Source organism: Paenibacillus brasilensis (genome assembly GCF_009363115.1).
Classification (GTDB): Bacteria; Bacillota; Bacilli; order Paenibacillales; family Paenibacillaceae; genus Paenibacillus; species Paenibacillus brasilensis.
Genome location: NZ_CP045298.1, coordinates 2,964,438 through 2,984,368, shown reverse-complemented (window position 1 = coordinate 2,984,368; position 19,931 = coordinate 2,964,438). Strand labels below are relative to the sequence as shown.

Annotated in this window: 18 protein-coding genes and 4 pseudogenes; 5 read left to right on the top strand and 17 right to left on the bottom strand. The window is 44.9% G+C overall.

Features of this window, described 5'->3' with window-relative positions; all coding sequences use genetic code 11:
• Positions 1-454: 454 nt before the first annotated feature.
• The 3 genes and pseudogenes from GCU48_RS14020 to GCU48_RS14010 all read right to left on the bottom strand — a co-directional run.
• Positions 455-1,018 carry a TetR/AcrR family transcriptional regulator gene (locus GCU48_RS14020; RefSeq protein ID WP_025716354.1) on the bottom strand — a complete coding sequence of 188 codons (564 nt, stop codon included), beginning with the start codon at positions 1,016-1,018 and terminating at the stop codon, positions 455-457.
• A 323-nt stretch (positions 1,019-1,341) separates the two neighbouring features.
• Positions 1,342-2,372, bottom strand: a pseudogene (locus GCU48_RS14015) (Cfr family 23S rRNA (adenine(2503)-C(8))-methyltransferase).
• Positions 2,373-2,595: 223 nt separating this feature from the next.
• Positions 2,596-2,923, bottom strand: a pseudogene (locus GCU48_RS14010) (P-loop NTPase family protein); the annotation flags it as partial.
• A gap of 306 nt (positions 2,924-3,229) precedes the next feature.
• On the opposite strand from GCU48_RS14010, the gene GCU48_RS14005 reads away from it, so the two are divergent.
• Positions 3,230-3,496 carry a hypothetical protein gene (locus tag GCU48_RS14005; protein WP_049825063.1) on the top strand — a complete coding sequence of 89 codons (267 nt, stop codon included), beginning with the start codon at positions 3,230-3,232 and terminating at the stop codon, positions 3,494-3,496.
• A gap of 23 nt (positions 3,497-3,519) precedes the next feature.
• Here GCU48_RS14005 and GCU48_RS14000 read toward each other — a convergent pair whose 3' ends face one another.
• Positions 3,520-4,320 carry an SDR family NAD(P)-dependent oxidoreductase gene (locus GCU48_RS14000; protein ID WP_152380406.1) on the bottom strand — a complete coding sequence of 267 codons (801 nt, stop codon included), beginning with the start codon at positions 4,318-4,320 and terminating at the stop codon, positions 3,520-3,522.
• A 448-nt stretch (positions 4,321-4,768) separates the two neighbouring features.
• On the opposite strand from GCU48_RS14000, the gene GCU48_RS13995 reads away from it, so the two are divergent.
• Positions 4,769-5,032, top strand: a complete 264-nt coding sequence (locus GCU48_RS13995) for a hypothetical protein (RefSeq protein WP_152380405.1) — start codon at positions 4,769-4,771, stop codon at positions 5,030-5,032.
• Between the two features lie 666 nt (positions 5,033-5,698).
• On the top strand, positions 5,699-6,367 hold the full coding sequence (locus tag GCU48_RS13990; protein ID WP_025716359.1) for a TetR/AcrR family transcriptional regulator: 669 nt from the start codon (positions 5,699-5,701) through the stop codon (positions 6,365-6,367).
• Between the two features lie 80 nt (positions 6,368-6,447).
• Here GCU48_RS13990 and GCU48_RS29190 read toward each other — a convergent pair.
• From GCU48_RS29190 to GCU48_RS13965, 5 genes and pseudogenes are all read right to left on the bottom strand, one after another.
• A pseudogene (locus tag GCU48_RS29190) lies at positions 6,448-7,686 on the bottom strand (ISL3 family transposase).
• Positions 7,687-8,133: 447 nt separating this feature from the next.
• Positions 8,134-9,225, bottom strand: coding sequence for a site-2 protease family protein (locus GCU48_RS13980; protein WP_152380404.1), 1,092 nt, complete (start codon positions 9,223-9,225; stop codon positions 8,134-8,136).
• A 74-nt stretch (positions 9,226-9,299) separates the two neighbouring features.
• Positions 9,300-9,572, bottom strand: coding sequence for a hypothetical protein (locus GCU48_RS13975; RefSeq protein ID WP_152380403.1), 273 nt, complete (start codon positions 9,570-9,572; stop codon positions 9,300-9,302).
• A gap of 63 nt (positions 9,573-9,635) precedes the next feature.
• Positions 9,636-10,913, bottom strand: a complete 1,278-nt coding sequence (locus GCU48_RS13970) for a Tle-like phospholipase domain-containing protein (RefSeq protein ID WP_152380402.1) — start codon at positions 10,911-10,913, stop codon at positions 9,636-9,638.
• Between the two features lie 20 nt (positions 10,914-10,933).
• Entirely contained in the window at positions 10,934-11,233 is a 300-nt protein-coding gene (locus tag GCU48_RS13965; RefSeq protein ID WP_152380401.1) for a hypothetical protein, read from the bottom strand.
• Positions 11,234-11,591: 358 nt separating this feature from the next.
• Between GCU48_RS13965 and GCU48_RS13960 the strand changes: the two genes are divergently transcribed.
• Positions 11,592-14,924 carry a DEAD/DEAH box helicase gene (locus GCU48_RS13960; protein WP_152380400.1) on the top strand — a complete coding sequence of 1,111 codons (3,333 nt, stop codon included), beginning with the start codon at positions 11,592-11,594 and terminating at the stop codon, positions 14,922-14,924.
• Between the two features lie 224 nt (positions 14,925-15,148).
• Here GCU48_RS13960 and GCU48_RS27975 read toward each other — a convergent pair.
• The 3 genes and pseudogenes from GCU48_RS27975 to GCU48_RS13945 form a co-directional block, all read right to left on the bottom strand.
• Positions 15,149-15,350 (bottom strand): annotated as a pseudogene (locus tag GCU48_RS27975) (VOC family protein); the annotation flags it as partial.
• Between the two features lie 38 nt (positions 15,351-15,388).
• Positions 15,389-16,015: a nitroreductase family protein gene (locus GCU48_RS13950; RefSeq protein ID WP_025716364.1), complete on the bottom strand. Its 627-nt coding sequence runs from the start codon at positions 16,013-16,015 to the stop codon at positions 15,389-15,391.
• Positions 16,016-16,126: 111 nt separating this feature from the next.
• Entirely contained in the window at positions 16,127-16,498 is a 372-nt protein-coding gene (locus GCU48_RS13945; RefSeq protein ID WP_152380399.1) for an MmcQ/YjbR family DNA-binding protein, read from the bottom strand.
• Positions 16,499-16,659: 161 nt separating this feature from the next.
• On the opposite strand from GCU48_RS13945, the gene GCU48_RS27970 reads away from it, so the two are divergent.
• Positions 16,660-16,782 carry a hypothetical protein gene (locus tag GCU48_RS27970; protein WP_231503532.1) on the top strand — a complete coding sequence of 41 codons (123 nt, stop codon included), beginning with the start codon at positions 16,660-16,662 and terminating at the stop codon, positions 16,780-16,782.
• Positions 16,783-16,865: 83 nt separating this feature from the next.
• Here GCU48_RS27970 and GCU48_RS13935 read toward each other — a convergent pair whose 3' ends face one another.
• From GCU48_RS13935 to GCU48_RS13920, 5 genes are all read right to left on the bottom strand, one after another.
• Positions 16,866-17,420 (bottom strand): NADPH-dependent FMN reductase, encoded by a 555-nt coding sequence (locus GCU48_RS13935; protein WP_025716366.1) that lies wholly within the window; start codon positions 17,418-17,420, stop codon positions 16,866-16,868.
• 57 nt (positions 17,421-17,477) lie between these two features.
• On the bottom strand, positions 17,478-18,356 hold the full coding sequence (locus GCU48_RS13930; RefSeq protein WP_152380398.1) for a (Fe-S)-binding protein: 879 nt from the start codon (positions 18,354-18,356) through the stop codon (positions 17,478-17,480).
• 156 nt (positions 18,357-18,512) lie between these two features.
• Positions 18,513-18,968, bottom strand: a complete 456-nt coding sequence (locus GCU48_RS13925) for a MarR family winged helix-turn-helix transcriptional regulator (RefSeq protein WP_152380397.1) — start codon at positions 18,966-18,968, stop codon at positions 18,513-18,515.
• 83 nt (positions 18,969-19,051) lie between these two features.
• A complete protein-coding gene (locus tag GCU48_RS26935; RefSeq protein WP_167518695.1) occupies positions 19,052-19,204 on the bottom strand; it encodes a hypothetical protein in 153 nt (50 codons plus the stop codon).
• A gap of 37 nt (positions 19,205-19,241) precedes the next feature.
• Positions 19,242-19,838 carry a TetR/AcrR family transcriptional regulator gene (locus GCU48_RS13920; protein WP_152380396.1) on the bottom strand — a complete coding sequence of 199 codons (597 nt, stop codon included), beginning with the start codon at positions 19,836-19,838 and terminating at the stop codon, positions 19,242-19,244.
• Positions 19,839-19,931: the final 93 nt, after the last annotated feature.

Sequence of the window (19,931 nt, the reverse complement as noted above, 5' to 3'; positions counted from 1 at the left end):
ATAGCTCTTCATCTTTATTTGGTCAAGGTTTTTCGGAATGAATATTCCATGCGAAACATTCCAAAATAGACTTTTCCTCAACTATTACGTCGAATTTTCTGAGGTAAAAAGTCTTAATATTAGTGTGCCACTCTAGCAAATCAATCTGCGTTCAACTTGGAGCTAACGCCAAAGTGGAATTTATGTTCCATTAATTGAGAAAATGTGGCATACATAGAACCACCTTGATTTTCCCTATTCGCCAAACCGCCCATTGAAACCGTGGTCTACCAAAGGACTGTCAGTTAAACAGGTGCGAATTGTTCTGTTTCCCGGGAAGGTTTTCACAGCTTCATACGTTCCCGGCTTCGAGCCCCCGATCGACACAGAAAAAAAATGACCAGTGCGAGGGGCACACTTTTTCCTGTGTGGCCTTCACGCGAGTCATTATTTTGCCACCGTAAAACGGTCGGCGTCAAACGAGTATTGCTTTCCAAGAAGCTTCAATGATTTGCTGAATCTGATAGTCGTTCAGCGGATATTTCTGAACATAATACCCCTTTAGAATCGCGGCAACGATACCATGAATCAGCTGAGAGCACAGATGCGAATCCATCTCTTTGATCATTCCTTGCGACTGGCCTTCTTCGATCAAGATTTCGATTACCTTGGATGAATTATGCGTGTCCGCCATATCGCGAAGCTCGATCGATATATAGGGCGAAAAGGAATAGGTATCTATGAACATGAACTCTTTTGGAAAGTTAATGCCAAAATGAAACCTGTTTAGCTGAATACGCTTAAATCGTTCATATAAGCTCGCACTCGGTTCGTAACCCTGCAGCAGGCATTCGCCCCAATGCACCCGAGCTTTTTTATAAACCGCATTCACCAAATCTTCTTTGCTGGCAAAATAATTATAAATAGTGCCTGAACCAACATTTGCTCGCTTAAATAATTTGGCGAAGGTTACCGATTGAAGCCCTTCTTCATGAATCAAGTCAAGCGTGGCAGTCATAATGTCCTCTTTCTTACTCATCTACTCCACCTCTTGTTTCTAACATTAGTATGAGGCAGCGAGAATTGTCAAGCAAATGCAAGATTCGAGTGAAGTTTAACGAAAGATAGATTTTGCAGTTTAACCCGAACATTTCGGTTATCCGCCGAAAGCCATTGACCGTTCGACGCACCAAATCAGCCGGCCTTCATCATTAATATGCCCCGCGAATGCCGATCTGTCCCAGCAAACATTTACCTCCACTTCCAAGGCTCAGGCATATATCCGCCGGCATCGCGACTTTGCGCCCGGCTTGAACGGCAGCGGAAGCAGTCTCTCAAATGATAAAACTTCTCAACGAAGGGTTATTCTGTACTGTAAAGCTGACCGCATGCCGCGTTAATGTCCGATCCGAATTGAGTTCGGATGGTGACTTTGATACCTTTTGACTTCAAGACCCGAACAAAGCTTTCGATCTGGTTAGAATCAGATGTCCGGTAACTTTCTGGAGTAACTTCGGTCGAATTGTAGGGAATCAGGTTTACGTGATAAAGATGTTCCCCAGGTCCTCTTCCTCGTAACAACTCAGCAACCGCTTCCGCATGCGCCGTCGAGTCGTTGACCCCTCTAAGAAGAATATACGCAATATACACCTTTCTCCCTGTATGCCGGATATGGCGATCCAATGCATTGAGCACGTCGCGGACAGGGAACCGGTCGTTGATCGGCATCAGCTCGCTTCGCTGATCGTCGTAGGGCGAATGCAGCGAAAAGGTTAGATTAACCTGCGGATACTCCCGTGTCAGCTTGTCGATCCCCGGTAATAGACCGATGGTGGAAATCGTAATTCGTCGATGTCCTAATCCAAAGAGACTCGGATCGGTCAAAATATTCAAAGCATCAAAGATATGCGGGGTGGCGAGCGCCTCTCCCATACCTATAATGAGACACTGTCTAAGCTGTGACCATTCAGGTGAAAGTACAGCAATTGGTCGGTAATTTCGTCGGCCGTCAAATTTCGCTTCAGGCCTATCGTACCGGTGGCACAAAATTTGCACCCAAACCCACAGCCGCACTGTGTGGAAATACAATACGATTTCCACCCACGTTCATAATTAAGTCGTAAGGCTTCTATACGTTCGTCGCCAGCTACGGCAAACAGTACCTTGCTGACCTGACTCGATGTGAGTTCTTTTGCTGGAAAGATGCTACAGACCCGCGGACCAAGCGTCTGAATCAATTCTTCACGCAGAGATTTGGGCAGTATGACCATCCGATCGAATTCACCGACTTTTAGCTTGAATATCGCTTCTGTAATTTGCGAATACCTATACGAGGGTTGCTTTAACTCGGACAATACTTGGCGAATCATTTCATATTTCGAGACTGGCTTCATGTCTTCTCCTTACCGCCGGAGAAAACGTACAAAAGCAACCGTCAGCCGGCGCCTTAAATACGTCATTAACCAATTGCGAAGAGAAAAGCACGATGCGTTTGCAGAACGGATCGCTACGTGCATTTGTCGATAAAATGGTAATCCTCCGGCATTTTGTTTTTGTGAACCGCATCATTTGAAATGAACCGGTTCACAAAATCATCTACAACCTCTATCATCACATTCATCCTCCAGAAAAGGTTAGTCTGTAGGTTCTGCAATCTTTGTCCGCGATATGCTTGCAAAACTCGCTGTCATGCTCCACGAAAATGATGGTCGGAGCGTGCTCCAGAAGCAGCTCTTCGATTTGCATCCTGGAAATGACGTCGACAAAATTAAGCGGTTCGTCCCAAACATGTAAATGAACCCGCTCGGAGAGGCTTTTCGCGATGAGCGCCTTCTTCTTCTGGGCGCCGCTAAAAGATACGATGTCCTTTTCGAATTGCAAATCGTGAAAAATCGAGCTTCCGTAAAATCGATTTGAACAAGCATTCGTCAATCCCGCTGTTTCTGGTAAATTCCGACTAAGGGACTCGAGGGAAAATGATAGGGGCAGTTCTATTAGTCTGTTCCCTAATAATTAGCCAAGGTTCTTGTCTCATTCAAAGATAGAGAGTCCCTTAACAACACACAACAACATAACTTATAATGCTGCCCTTCAGAATAAATAAGTCTGAAGGGTTTAGTATTTTTAGACCCGAATATGGACGCTAATTTGACTGATGCAAGATAGCATAAGGACAGGAAAACATTTACATTTGTCGAAATAATACTAAAAATGATGTCTGAATATATCACAATGACTAGAGGTGAGTTGTGTGGGAAAATACACGGATGAAGAAATAAGAAGCTTACCCAAAATTACCTGTAAAGTTGCAGCTGATTACCTTGGCATCGCTCCCATGGCTGTAAGTATAGGCATGAGAAATGACAGCTTGCCGATAGGTTTTGCAATTCATAATGAGGATCGATACTCCGATAGCTGGAGTTATCACATTATTGCTGAGCGACTTATTGCGTACAAGCATGGAAGAATTAATGAAGTTCAAATTCAAAGCATAGAGAAAAATCTGGAGACAATCTGATCCCTATTATCCAAATGAAAGTCTTAGAATGCTCCCCGGATTAAACCGCCGTCTACACGGATCGTGGCGCCGCTAATATATTCTGCATAATCGCTACAAAGATATGCTACAGCAGCAGCAACTTCATCCGGATAACCAAATCTTCCACGGTCATTCGGAATCAGGGACTCGACAGCCCTCGGTTGAATCTCTTCCCAAATTTCGCCCCACCCGCGAGAAGGGCCTATTTGTTCAACCAATTCTTTTACTGCGTCAACGAGAATGGCACCAGGTGACACAACATTCGAGGTAATACGAGTACCCTTAAGCTCGCGTGCTAAGGACACTGCAAGATTATGACGTGCCGCAAGAGTTGCATTATACTGCGGATGGGTGTTCATCGGTTGAGACGCAAGACCGCCGCCAATCGTAATTACTCGTCCCCAGTTTTGTTCACGCATTTGAGGAACCAATCTTTGAATCATGCGAACACCCGAAACCACATTTATATTGTAGGTTTCATTCCATTCATCTGCCGAAGCATCCATCCAATTAAGATGTCGATAAAACCCTGCATTATTAACTAGAATGTGTACAGATCCACCAGCTAAGGCAACAGACGCAACTGCATCTGCACCAGTGTCTGTTGTCAGATCTCCCAGTGCGGCAACAGCAGATCCGCCATTGAGACGAATGGATTCTACAACTGAATAGGTGCGTGCCTCGTCACGGCCGTGTACAATTACATCTGCGCCTTCTGAAGCCAACATCTTCGCCATTGCCATCCCTAATCCGCTACTTGATCCAGTAACAAGTGCACGTTTACCTTTTAAATTAAGATCCATGTTAATCTCTCCTTTTTATCTTTATAATACTGATTAGTTTACCCTAAGCAACGCCATCCATTACAAGAACAAGGACTCTTTTGTATCGATAGAAATTTGACGATTTTTGACTTCGTATTTAGCAATAGTCAAATTTTTAGTCAAAAAACACCTTAATAAAATGAAATTAAATTCAGTCAAAAACTAGATTGGAAATTCATTGTTCATTCACTATCCCTCCACTGACTACTATAGTGCATCGTCGGCATAATTCATTTTATACTAAATATATATAAATTGTCTATAATAAATATTTTGTATATCATATCTTAGATTCGGTGATTCGGTATTAAATGAACAACCAGTTAATGTGGATTTTTTAGCTGCGCATTTGCCCACAAGCTTTAAATCCGTCAAATGTTTGGCAGTAGTAGCGGCAGTAACTCCACACCTAATGATCTTCCGGGTTATGCGGCAAGAGTTTTCGATTTTGCTATGGCATCCCGATTTATTTAGATTAATGGCATGGTACGGATTGGAACAGAAGGTCGATAATCTAACCGAGCGTGCTTCAGTCCAACAAAAGGAAATAAAAGAGCTAATGAATGCACAAAACGCCGGGCTGGTGGGAACTACATTCACCCCTGGTATTCTTTTGACTGCTGTCATGGCCTTAGCTACCGTTGGACCCCGACAAATCCTTTTGGTCCGTCGTACGACCCTAGTGCATTGAAAACGCCAAACGAGACAAAGGAAGCAATCACCAAGGCCGTTAGTTTGCTTACCAAGGGCGAAGAAGGCATTTCAAATTGAGGAAATAATCATTTACGGTTGACCGAATCTCGTTTTGGAAGGGTAAGCATGCAATGCCTCCTCTTTTCGAGGTATTTTTTCTGTTGGTTACTGCAAATCATCGAGACTAACTTCTACAATCCCAACAAAGGATAGCCCTAAAACCTTGCCATTTAAGACAGCGTGGAGAATCATATTGCGTGGAAAAGACAGGAAGGTCCTCATGCCTCAATAATTGAGTATAACAAAATAAAGTAACATTTTTGTTAAGCTAAACATTCCCGTTCAATTAGGGCTTTATACAAAGACTGACATCACCCTTCACTATGTTGAAAGCAAATTTAGGGCATTTGTACGAGGAAAATCTCTTACGGATGAAGATTGGAGAAAATAATACAGTCAGGCAAGCATCCATGTGGATGTTAACTTGAAAATTATCCGCAACGGTGAGTTTGAGTAAATCATCGGTCAGCAATCTATATTGATGATTACAAGTACCATTGAGAATTTAAACAAGATGAACATATAACATCTTTTTTATATTCAACGTTTATTGTATGGCTTCTGTCATGTATAATATAAGGAGAGTTTCAAAGGAGGAAGAACCATGACTAAACCATTAGTGAGTCAGCAAGATAAATCGAAGATAAAATTACTTAAAAAGCTAATCTCCTCTGTCATGAAAGATGGTTTTCATAATTTAAGGATGGATGATATTGCAAAGCATATGGATGTTAGCAGAGCAACGATGTACAAGCATTTTTCTTCCAAAGAAGAAGTGATCGAAGGCGTTGTTCGGGTTTTTGTTGATTATATTAACGAGCTTGAAGATCCCCAATTAGAAAACGACGAGAAATCTTTCGGAATCTGGTTTCAACAATTGTTTGAACAATCCGTATCACTTGTTGGAAAGATTTCGGATGTGTTTTTAAAAGACCTTCAATCAGCTTATACGGATTTATATGATTTGTTGAAAGGAACTCTGAATAAGCGCGAACAGCAAACTCTGAAGTTTTATCAATTTGGGAAAGACAAAGGGATTTTCAACCAAATTAATGAAAAATTCATTTTACTTCAAGATGATGTATTGCTTCGTGAGATCATAAATATAAAATATTTACTTTATAATCAAATTTCCATTCAACAAGTTTTGCACGATTATTACCAATTCAAAAAGGTTCAATTATTCAAAGCAGAAAAGATGTCCATCGTAGATGACTCTAACATACATCCAATCATCGATCATATTGTTGAAAAGTTTAATCGGACATTATGAGATGAGCAATCGTTTTGATGATTTGTTATTTGATTTAAGCTAATTATTTTCGGCTCAATCTCAAAATCAGTACTTGACTGTTAGCCAATTAGTCGGTGGCGGTTACATTCGATGAGAATACCTGCTTTATAGCGATCAGGATTGCGTGTAAAGTAATGACGGCGTTGAAACGCCTTAATGCGATTATGTCGGCCCTCCACCGTCGCGTTGGTCCAGGCATTGGTGGTAGGCCACGATCTCCTCTTTCCGATTCTGCATCGTCTTCAGTGTGCGGCGAACCGCCGCATGGTCTATTCAATTGCCTTGCTCACACCACCGCTCAAATCCAAGCCGGGCCACGGCGAAACTGGGAGAGCAGTCATACCAAGTGTTGAATGTTTCTTTCCATTCCCACACGCTATGGAGAAGGGGAGAATAGTTCAGAAGCGTTTCCAGTCGTTTTCGGCTCTCTTCACTCAGCGATTCCGCCGGTGGATTCAGCAAGCGGTGATTCGCCTTCAAATACGTTCTCGCTCGCGGCGATAAGGTCTGCTGAACCGTTTTTCGAACTTCTTGCACGCTTTCGATCACATAACCATGAACGTGAAAACGATCCGCGATGCGAAGGGCATACGGGAAACACTCGCTGATCCAGGTATGGTAAATCTGGGACAAATCCATAACCACAGCTTTTGGATTCAGCAGTAGGAACTCCGGATGCTCCTTGGTATAGGCCCGCAATGCTTCCAATTTCCGACCTGGCAGTAAATCGAGCATCGTTTCGCCTTTGAGATTGTGAATGCCGGTATTGTACGTGTGGCCTTTCTTGATGGCAAAATCATCGACACCTAAAACTAAATCGGATGATGCATTTGCTTCCTCCCATACTTGTTGATAGATCCGATCGCTCTCCAGCGGGACGGCCTCATTATGCATGCGCTGTACGGTGCTTACCGGCGTATGCTGCATGCGAGCGCTATGCGCTGCGGTAGAACCCAGCGATTGTTCGACGGTATGGGATCGAAAGAGCTTGCTGTAGCATTGTTTGGGAGCGACAAATTCATACATCCAGACAAATCCCGTTTCGCAGTGCTTACAAAACATCCGAAGGGCTGGCACGTGCAGATACGTTTTTTATCGAACACGGGAAGGTGCCGGACGATTCGCATCCCATTGCTTCCTTGGCGGATAACCTGTTGGTCCGACCCGCAGCATGGACAACCTTGCTTGTCGCTGACGGGAAAAGCCTCGATGTGAAGCTCATCGGTAGCGATGTGTAGGATTTGGTGAATTTTTAACTCTGGCAAATGAAGCAGTTCGTTGATATACTGAATAGGCATCTGTCAATCCCTTTGTTGTTTGGTAGGACTTACAACTTTACAGGAATTGCAGATGTTTTTCCATTTTTAGCTCCAGATTATTTTGTCAAGCACTGATTATGGTTTTGAGCCAAAAAAGCTTCTCTATTATTAAATAATAAAGTGGTATCAGATAATGTGAAAATAATTCAGATCCATGAAAATGAATTGACTGTAGATATCAAATTCATTCGTAAATTTGATGCTGTCGAAGTTGCTCTCGAGACATCCTTTTGAAAAACAATGTAAATTCAATCATTTTTGATATTGGAATGATTCAAAATTACAAGAATCACAAATGGTTCCTGATAAAAGGAAAGGTGCCAATAGAAACTTCTGATTTTAAAAAATAAAAAATACATCTCTTTTCCAAAAACAAAAAAAGGCGCGGTCTCCAAATATCAGATACCGTGCCTTTTTATAACCATATTATCTCAGCCTAACATCCCCTATATGCTGGTGTACTACATACATCATCCCCATCAGGAATAAGGCCAAGCCCAAGTACCCGATGCCGAATTTCCAGCGTAATGACGCGGGTACTTCGTAATATTTATCATTTTCATAGGGAATATAGTCAATCCCACACAGCAATCTGAGCTGATATGCATCTGGGGTCGGTATATGCTCCACACCGTTCAGCCATGCATGTTGGACAAGACACTGCTGTGGCAGCATGAACGTCTGCTCCACGTCCAGACTTTCCATATATACCGTCACATATTGCTGTCCTTCCAGATCCGAATAGGTATTAAAGGATAATCTACGCGTATGCTCCGGTCCCGGCAGCGGATATCCTTGCTCGTACAGATGCTGTACATCAATCAACGGCTTTTGCGTAAATGATAGAACCTTGGCCTCTCCTTTATTGCGTTTGACATATTTTTTGTATAAGTCATAGGCGAAGAGTGCCCAAATAAAGAAAAATAAAATGGATTTCAAATACACAATGACGACGATTCCACCCAGCAGACCCACCAGCCATAACCAGCGTGTCACGGCTGTGGAAATCCGTCCTCCGTCAAGCGGATGAATCGGCAATAGATTAATCAAATTGAGGAAAAAACCTACATATGCCAGCGCATATAGCAGCGGACTGTCGGTCGCATAGGCTCCTGCGTATACCGCCATAGCCCCAACCGTGCCCAGCAACGGGCCGCCCATGGCCACATATGCCTCTGTCTGGGCATCCAAAGGATGGCGTTTCATCGTGATCAGCGCACCTAGAAAAGGAATAAATAACGGTGTCGACACGGGGAGTCCCTTACGCTTGGCAGCCCATACATGCCCCAGCTCATGCACAAACAATAGCAGTACGAACCCAACCGCGAATCCCCATGGGTATATGATCGCATATGCGCCAATCGTCGCTGCCATAGAGATCAGCGCACCGCCAAATTTACTGAATTTTAAAAGCGCAAGCAACGACTTGCCCTTCAATAGAAGCAACGCTGCTGCACTGCCGAGATACCATTTGGATGAGCCGGGCTTGGAATCCGTTTTTTGGTCTTCTTTTGGCAAAATATACGTCTCCTTTCTCTAATATCTCCATTGTATCCTGCTATGTACAGCTTGTAAAAACTTCCCTACCTTTATTATTGTACAGCGTCTGTACGTTTCATCAATTCAACGTACTGAATTAACTCTGCCTTTTGTTGTTCCAAATTATGAATTCTGTTCGTTAACCCAACAAAAAAAGCTTCAATTTGGTCTCTGATAACATTAGCCGAATGCCCTGTCCATTCATGCAGACGACCATATAATACACGTGCCGCTTGTTCATCTGTGCGAAGTTGAGTGAGCAGCCACGTCAGTTCCTTTTCGGCAAGCAATAACTCTTCCAGTTCGACCCGTATTTGTCCGTTCAAATCACTCGCCACCTCCTATGTATCATATGTCTTGATCCAATTCTTCATATCGTTAGTACATTGTTATGAGCTGATATCCGCCTGGATAAACTGCTCTATTTTGTTTTCGAGATAATAAAGAAATTCATTAGTCGTCCGTAAATGCCACTGACTGAATTCCGTCATAGAGGAGTCAAGCTGTGTTACAATCGGCTGCAACCGACGACTCTGACTACTGTGCAAATAGCGCGAAAGCCTGGCTCTGACACGTTGGAAATCTGCATCGCATTGTTGCGCGTTCGCCTTCCATTTTTCAGCTACAGCGAGCAGATGCTCCGGCATGACTTGAATCGTACCCGAAGAAGCAGATGTAGCCGCTGTTACCAGCGCTGCCTTTTGGAATTGAGTTAAGGTCTGTCCTAATTGATGTATCCAGCCGTCCACCGTATCCATTAGGTTGAAGCCAGATGGAATACGCGGTGATTCAGCAATTCGTTCGCCTGTTACAGGATCGTACAACGGGTTGGATACATAGCCGTTCTCAAAATGATAATGTTCGAGTTTGTGATAGGCAGGTCCGCTTAAAGTGTTTTCAATTTTCTCTTTAACACCCACTCCGTTATTCGCTGTTTCATAATTAGAATCCACATAGTAAGTGGATCCAACGTGAAGATCGTATCCCCCAAAGGCACCACTGGCAATGACATCTCCCGGATGCAAAAAGTTCGTAATTTGATGGTCAAATTCGCCATTTTCAGCTTTATGCCGATATTCAGTTGTTAGACTGGAAATAACAGAAGGAGCGCTAAACGTTACGGCAGTCAAGCCAGTATAAGCCGATACATATTGTGCATTCCCTCCCCCCAGCGAATGCCCTGTTAACGAGAAATTATAGTCTTTGTACTTCTTCTGTATATCCTTCGCATAGTCCTCTGCCTGATAGAATTGATTTGAGCTACCGAACAAAGCCTTATCTACACTTTTTTCTTTCTCCCCCATCCAGTTGTTGAACGCCGTGAATCCTAAAGCATCGTCCATTTTTTTCATTTTCTCATTGTATTCATCTGAATGAATATTCAAGCTACCGTGAATTTTGCGGTTAATTTCAGGAAGAGCAAGGGTCGCATCATTATACAAATCCTGTGGATCATCTGTCTCCGTACCCCGATAAGCAATAACGGCCTGTTTCGTTTCTTCGTTGTAAAATGTGACAGCGGCAAGTCCCGAATCCTCGCGGTCGAGCGTGTCCAACACTTTCCAGCCGGGGAGTTCTTCAGATGGTTCAGCACCTTTTTTTATTTTTTTATAGGCCATTCCAGACATTATTTTATAAGTTTCATCACTTACTTGAAGTGAGTTCATACTATTTTCACTCCTCTGATCTAGTGATTTTTCTTTTTATTTTGAAAGTCTGGATAAGTCCCATTTTCAATAAGCACTTTCTTTAATTCGGGACTTATAGCAAAATCCGAAGTTTCTTGATTCTCATAGTTTACAGAAATCGTAAAATCCTCTTCTGCATGGCCTATGACATTACCACTTATATCGACCTTGCTTGTTACATAAGTAGGAAATTTTTTTGCGTATGTGATTTCTACGTCAAGCTTGTATTTCTCCTTTAAGTGTTGAACAGCCGTAGCCTTGGCTTTACTGATCAGTTCAGCATCTTCATCTTTATTCACCTTTTGGCATCCTCCCAATATTAAAATAAGGGCTATCAACACCATCATTCCTTTTAGATATCGGTGACTGATCCTAATCATCCCTTTCATATGCGTAACATCCAATTCTTATATCCACAAAATCCCTTTTATAAATTGTACCTTTTCTTTCCAAAGACAATCAATACGCCATAAGGCATAGGGTAGGGGTAAGTCTACGGTATCAAAGTGGTGTGGAAATTTCCCGTGCTTAGCTCGTTAGTTTCATTTCCCATAAGATATCATCCATATATTTCAAATATACTCCCCAAGTGTCCTTCCTACTGTCTGTTCTGTTATCATGTAAGAAAACGGAATAGCCAGGAAAGGATTACGAACCATGAGCTTTGAACTTACCCGGCGGATCATCAGACAGCTATGCAGTCAAGCCGCTTATGACGACGGGGATGCCTATTACCGGGCCAAAAAAGTGGCCTTTACACAAATAGACCATGACGAAGGTGTATACGAAGCTACAGTCAAAGGAAGCGGATTTTATGCCGTTGCCGCAATGATCCGTCCCAATGGCAATATCCGGGCAGAATGCACCTGTAGTACATTCCAGACTACCGGACGGTATTGTAAGCACATAGCTGCTGTGCTCATTAACGCGCATGATATGCTGCGTGGAAAAAGTCTGTCCGTACGCTCCTTTGCTTCCAGACTTCATCCCGGCACTTCCCCGGATACAGCGGGAGGAATAGATTATGATCACGCGGTTAAAACCGTGCGCTCCTCGGGCATCACACCAGGCGATCTCCAGCTGACCGACAGTATGTTAAAGCTGTTCAGCAGCAAGAAGCCGCTTCGCAGCACACCTACCATGCTGGATACTCGCGCAATCGTGGACTTTCAGTTCATGATCCGGCCTTTTGCCTACGGTTACCAGAAATATATGTTTGGCGTGGAGATGAAAGCCGGACCCAAACGATTATATATCGTTCAAAAAATCCGTTCGTTTCTCGATAGTATCGACCGCGGAAGTAGCTACATGTTCACGAAAAACTTCTCCTACGAGCCTCAGCTGCACCGCTTCCAACTGGAACATGACGCCATTCTCCAGCAGCTGGTTCAGATTTGCCGCAATGAGCGCATGATTCGGGAAACTTCAGGTACGTATGTGTCCCCCAGCAGCCATATGAGTGGCGAACGAATGCTGCTTATCCCTCCTGCGGCCTGGGAGAAGCTGTTCCCCTTGCTGACAGCGGCACAGGGCGTCCATTTTGAAATTCATGGAAACATGACCGAGGGTATCCCCCAGTCGGACCCTATGCTGCCGCTGCAATTCGAATTCGATGAAGCCGAGGGCGACACCGAGGGCTATCAGCTCAGTATTCAGGGACTCGATGATTTGACTATCATGGAGGACTATGGTGTGGTCATTGCCGAGGGTAAGCTTGTACCACAGAAGCCTGATCCGCTGCGGTATTTGTCCGAGCTAAAACGGATGGTAGAGATCCATCACAGACGAAAGATCCAGATTGCACCGACACAGATGGAGTCTTTTATGGATAAGGTCGTGCCCGGATTAATGAAGCTCGGACGGGTCCACATGTCCCGGTCTGTCTCTGAACGGGTCACACAGCAGCCATTAAAGGCGAAGCTGTACCTTGATCGGGTTAGAGACAAGCTGCTGGCAGCGCTGGAGTTCCAATATGGGGATATCGTGATCAACCCGCTGGAAACAGATGAGCAAGTGCCTGGTAACGATCGTATTCTGATCCGGGACGGGGAACAGGAGCAGCGTATTTTGGAACTGATGGACCATAGCTCCTTTGCCAAGACAGACAGCGGATACTTTATGAAGGATGAAAATGCGGAATTTGATTTTCTGTACCATACCGTGCCACAACTGGAGAAGCTGCTTGCAGTCTATGCCACAGGTGCGGTCAAGGCGAAAATCAACAACACGCTGCCCGTCCCGAGGACACGGGTGGAGTGGGATGAACACACGGATTTGCTTGAATTTACATTTGATATGGAGGGCATACCGGAAGCTGAAATTCGCAAGCTGCTAAAATCGTTAGAAGAAAAACAGAAGTATCATCGCTTGCCGAATGGTGCCTTGCTGCCGCTGGAAACAGAGGAATACAAGGAGCTGATCCGGTTCATGAATGAAACAGGGATTCGCAAAAGCGATCTGGATGCCGCACAAATACGTATTCCTATTACGCAAGGGCTGTATTTGATTGATCCTCACGATCAAGGGAAAAATCTGACGCTGGGCAAAACCTTTCGCCAGCTGCTGGAGAATATACGGAATCCTGACCATCTCGACTTTCCCGTACCAGAGACGCTCGCCCCCATTTTGAGAGATTACCAGGTTTACGGCTTTCAATGGCTCAAGACATTGGCGCATTATCGTTTTGGAGGCATATTGGCAGATGATATGGGGCTGGGCAAAACGCTGCAAAGCATCACCTTTCTTGTGTCTGTGCTGCCGGAAATCCGCAGCCAGCAGCTGCCAGCCATGATCGTATCCCCTGCATCCCTAGTGTATAATTGGCGGAATGAGCTGGAGAAGTTTGCTCCGCATATCCGCGTCACGATCGCAGATGGCACCCCGGAGGAGCGTGGCCGAATGATACGGGATGCTGCCAGCTATGACGTCATCATCACCTCCTATCCGCTGCTGCGCCGGGATACGGATATGTACAGCAAGCTATCGTTTCACACGCTCATTCTGGACGAGGCGCAGGCCTTCAAGAACCATGCGACCCAGACAGCGCAGGCTGTTAAGGATGTAAAAGCCCGCCATCGTTTTGCCCTGACAGGAACGCCAGTAGAAAATACGTTGGAAGAGCTGTGGTCCATCTTCGATATTGTATTTCCCGAGCTATTTCCCGGCGGAAAACGAGCGTTTCACAACCTGACTCGCACTGTAATTGCCAAGCGGATTCGCCCGTTTCTGCTGCGTCGTCTCAAGAGTGATGTTCTAAAGGAGCTGCCTGAAAAAATTGAATCCGTTCAGGTATCACGGCTCCTGCCGGATCAGAAAAAGCTGTACGCGGCTTATCTGGCCAAGCTACAGCATGAAACGTTGAAGCATCTCAACGAGGAAGGCTTTCAGAAAAACCGGATCAAAATCCTTGCAGGTCTGACCCGACTTCGTCAGCTCTGCTGTCATCCAGCCCTGTTCATCGAAGGGTATACCGGAAGCTCGGCCAAATTTGAGCAGCTGCTGGAGATCATTACGGAATGTCTCAGCGCCGGGAAGCGAATGCTCATTTTTTCACAGTTCACAACGATGCTTCAAATGATCAGGCGCGAGCTTGCTCGGGAAGGGGTCCCTTACTTCTATCTGGATGGGCAGACACCGGCTTCGGAGCGTGTAGAGCTGTGCAGTAGGTTTAATGAAGGGGAACGCGACCTGTTTCTGATTTCCCTAAAGGCAGGAGGAACTGGCCTGAACCTCACCGGAGCAGACACGGTTATTTTGTATGACCTGTGGTGGAATCCCGCCGTGGAGGAGCAAGCAGCCAACCGCGCACACCGAATGGGTCAGAAAAATGTCGTACAGGTTATTCGTCTCGTTGCCCAAGGCACGGTGGAGGATAAAATGTATGAGCTACAGCAGAAAAAGAAAAACCTGATTGATCAGGTCATCCAGCCGGGACAAGAAAGTCTTTCGGCACTGACCGAACTGGAGATTCGCGAGCTGCTTATGATTTAGCCAAAACATCAAACAGGCCCAATTAACGGTAGAGCTTACCCGCAATTGAGCCTGTTTTGCTTATCTTGTGATTGTCCTGATCAGGCAAATTAATCCTGTTTTATCACTCTGGGTTCAACAGGAACCAGATTGGATTCAATTACGGAGCGCTGAGGCTCATACCACTCAGGCAGCATCAGCTTGTGTCCCAATTCATTCAATTCCTCATCCACGGTAAAGCCAGGCGGAGCCGGAAAAAAGGTAATAATCGTTCCTGGGCTGCCTTGTTCATTACCAAAATACAAATGATATACCTCAGGAGCATCAAAGTTGATCGTCTTTTTAATCAATCGCAAACCAAGCACACCTGCGTAAAAATCAACATTGCCCTGTGGGTCTCCCTGCAAAGGACGTAATATGGTGAATTCCAGCAGTCTTTAATGTCATCTCAATCACTCCTTTTATATTTTATGATTCACATATTTTTAGAATCCGTTGTAGCTCACAAATTGTCCAACCGGCTTGCGGTATCCGCGTGGACGCTGTCCCGATTCATCCTCTTTGCCCAAGGTAATCAGCATCACTGGCACGAATTGTTCAGGAATATTCAATACCTCCTGCACCTTCTCCGGATCAAATCCGATCATCGGGCAGGTATCCCAGCCTTTGTCCTTGGCAATCAGCATGAACTGCATGGCTGACAGGCTGGCATTGCGTATCGCTTCTTCCCTTTGGAAGACAGGTCCCCGCTCGCGGTAAAACTGGGTCACTGATTCCACTGTGCTGTCATATTCCTGTTTGCTCAAGACGCCCAGATTCAGAAAACCTTCATTGTATTCAGCTACTTTTGTATAAGCCTCTGTATCTCCCAGCACCACAATGGTGGCCGAAGACGTCAATATTTTATATTGCTTACTTGCCTCATCATGCAATCTTTGTTTCGTATCCGCATCCTGTACCACGATATAATGCGCATGCTGTAAATTAAAAGCCGATGGAGCAAACTTCACCAGCTGAAATATCTCTTCCAGTTCTTTTTGATCTATTGTAACCTCAGGAATGAATTTAGAAGCTGATCTTCTCTCTTGAATAATATTCACCAATTCGCCCATGTTCAGTTTCACTCCCGGATATTATTTTTAAATGAGTTATCTTTAAATTAAGAATATATTTTTTACTTCTTTCTGTCAAGTAAAACTAAAAAAAATCGCCAAACACACCTTTTACAGTTCGGTTGCCCGTATTCTTATCGTAATGGCTTCACGCTGCGCTTTGGTCAAGCTCTTGAAAACCAGCTCATACGAATGATCAATCATGCTATACAGATCCTCTAATGGGAAAGTAGGATCGACTGTTATCGTGTTCCAATGCTTTTTATTCAAATGATATCCTGGTTTAATCGCTTTGTTTTGCTCACGCAGGTTTTCTGCAATGACCGGGTCACATTTTAGGGATACATGGCTAATGCCATCCTTTTCAGTCAGGAGAGCAAACATCTTGCCCCCTATCTTCAGCACCAGCGTCTCGGGACCAAAAGGGTAATCCTTGATAGCCTCTTTTTTACTCAGGCCGTACGCCACAATTTCCTCATACATCAGCCTTCTCTCCTCTGCTCCAGTTATCGATCTATGAACCTATTTCTGCCCTATTATATCACCTTCATGCGCGCAGTCAGCTTGATCATGCAGGCTTCACAGTTACACAAAGTCATGATATTCAGCGTGAAATTTGGCAGAAGTATATATTTGTTGCCAGCATGAGCGGAATCACAACTCTGATGGGAGCCTCCGTCAGGGCTATACTCACTACGCCAGAGTCGCGTACAATATATGAAAAGCTACTACATGAGATTTTTCGCATACGTAGGTGTACACTCTAAAAAGCAAGATCCTCCATGATGTAATCATGAAGGATCTCTTTTGTTTTACCCTATACCTGTAGCTAAAGGCTAAGCTCCAGTGATCAGTTATCTCGACATGCCTGCTCAAGCCCTTGAAGCAATGCTTGCAGCTCCTGTCTAGTCTCAGCGTTTGTGATTACGCCTTCCCGATCCAGTTTCAATGTAATATGGGGAATAATGACCTTTCCATTTTCCACAATCTCGGCATTGATCATTTGTAGTGTCAGCAGCAGCGAGGCATGAGCCAGATTCCCGCCCATAGGAGACGGTGATGCACTAATAACTGCTGTAGGTTTATTGACAAACTCGCCCGACGATACGAGCCAATCCAATGCATTTTTCAAAGTACCTGGCACGCCATTCCCATATTCCGGCGTACAGATCAGCACTCCATCGGCTTGTTTTAATTGTTCCCGCAGTTCTCTTACAGAGGCTGGCCCCTCATCTATATCCAAGTCAGGATTAAAATGGGGTAGATCCCCCAACCCGTCATAGACGGTGAATATCATCTGTTCAGACGCCAGCCCAATCGTAGCCTTCATAAGAGCTGTATTGGAGGACTTTTGACGGAGGCTCCCCGATATAGCCAATACTTTAGTTTTCTTCATCAATATCATCTCGTTTCTTTTCCAATTCATATGGTCTTGTATTTTTCAGTCTGCTAGAAAATAACACTAGCGAGCGGTCCGCATCGGATTCCGGCTTTCACAGGGCACCTTGGTCTGGCAAAGTCCGCAACCGGCACCCGATTTAGCCTCACCGCCGTTTAACACTGCCCATTTTTGCGATTCCTCACCGTACACAAATTTCATGCAGGCGATTTTGTCATGGCCGCCCTCCTTGCTGATGGCCTGCACAGGGCAACGGGTAATGCACACACCGCAAATGCCTTTGCTGCACAGCAGGCAATTCCCAGTATGGCTCGAATTCGAGGATGCTCTGACATCAGGGGCCACCTGCAGGTCAGTTACTACAGACAGCAGGCGGATGGCAATTCCTTTCTCGGTGATGAAGCCATCGTTGATACTGAAGGTGCCGAGGCCGGCTGCATACGCGATATGCCGTTCCGACCAGTTGGAGACTGGACCACCTGCGGCACCTTGGATGCTGTACCAATTCGTATCCAGCGGCGCCACCGCCCGGTAACCAAGGCCGATCAGATATCCCGCCAAATGCTGCCTTGCCGAACGTACAAAATATTCATCGCCAAAGGTCCGCAGCAGCGCCCACTCTCTGGAGGCTCTTGCCTTTTGGGCACGATTGGCCTTGCGGATTGGCTCGCTGATCGGCAGCACAACACTGATAACAGTGCCTCCATCAAAACTTCCTGCGCCGAGGGTCCGTTCGAAGGCTTCCTGCGGCGTAGCATGGTCAGGGCCGACCACTCTTTTATACTCCTCAAACAAAGGATCATTGGCCGCAGCAAATTGAATAATCGGCTCCTCGTAGTAAGGGCTCTGCAATTCTTCACAGAAATTGCCCTTGTCTTCGCTCACATAGGTTTTCATCTCGGCTGCGATGAGTTCTCTCATGTCTGGTACGGGCACTCCCATCCAATCCACATCCCTCTTCTTTGTTATTATATATCTCTCGGCTTCCTTGCGGATAACCGGTGACAGACAGGTTAATGGCTGAGATACACATCTCAGCCATTTTTCGTGTATATACACGAATGGGTTGGTATACCTCCCTTATAAGGCGGCGGCTAATCACAGGCTCAATTTTTCAATTTTGGATAACAATGCGGTCAATATCTGCAAATCATCGCTTCCCAGTGACTCCTGCAAAAAAAGCTGCGCCTCCTCCCATAGCTCTGCTGCATCGTTATATACCTCTTTTCCACTCCCCGTCAGAGTAAGGCAGCGGTTCCGACTTCCCTCAGCGGATGTATCCTTCACATACCCGCTTTGCTCCAGTGCCTTCAAATTGCGCACAAGCGTGGTCCGGTCGAGCCGCATCTCCAACGCTAATTCGCTTACACATACCGGTCCCAGCACCGTTAAGTGCTTGAGCAGCGAGAACTGGCTGATATTGAGTCCACTCGGAGCCAGATACCGGTCATACAGCCCTGTTACAGCCATCGAGGAACGGCGCAGATTAATGCATGTGCAGACCGAGGGCGAGCCCTTCCGCGATAATTTTTTGTCCTTCCTTGACGCAGTCATAAAGCCTTCTTTCCTTCCATCTTTTCGTGTATCTACACTATTTCAAAATCCGTGTGTTTTGTCAGGGCAATTTGTCACAGTCTTCATTCTCTAATTTTCAGTATTTGGGTTCCAAAGGCTTTTTCGCAGAAATCAGTTGCATAAACTACAAGGGTAACCTTTATAGCCTCCTTTTTACTTAGGCCATACGCCACAATCTCCTCATACATCTGCCTTCTCTCCTCTACTTTAGCCATTACCTATGATGCTTATTAAACCCCAAATCCGAATCTCCTATTTCTGCGCCTGTCCGGCCAATCCAAAGAAGAACAATTCCATGAATTGATCGACATTACAGGTTAACCGTTCTTGATTCGACGCCTCCCAATGCCGACTCAGCTCATTTTTAAACATCGTAAAATACATCATCGCTGTCTCTTCGGTTTGATCTCTATGGATATATCCCTCATGCTTCCCGAGCGCAACAAACTTCATAAAAAAGCTTGTTACCTTCTGCTCGCTGTAGCTTTCCAGTGCTTGAGCCAGTCCGCTAAACTCAGAGGACGGGAATTTTAGAAATTCATCCGATAGGATTTTTAAATTTTGGGCCTCCAGCATCATAATTTCCTTACTTTTCTCAGGAAAGGAAAGGCTCGAATCAAGTATTTCCTCATACTGCTCCAGCTGCTTGTCCATCCAATTCATAAGCATGTCAGCATAAAGCTGTTCTTTCGTTCCAAAGTAATTATAGATGGTCGCCGGGGAAACCCTTGCCTGCTGAGCGATCTCATTCACAGTAACCTTCTGAAATCCGTATTTAGGAAATAGTTGAAATGAAGCACTGTATATCTGCTCTATTTTTTTCTCTTTCCGTCGTTCAAAACCGTTCATCCTCTTCACCTCACATCATAGTGTAGCTTAGACTTTAGAGTACATCAACAATCGAACTACAAATCTGTTGTAATAATGCATTTTAAAAGTTAT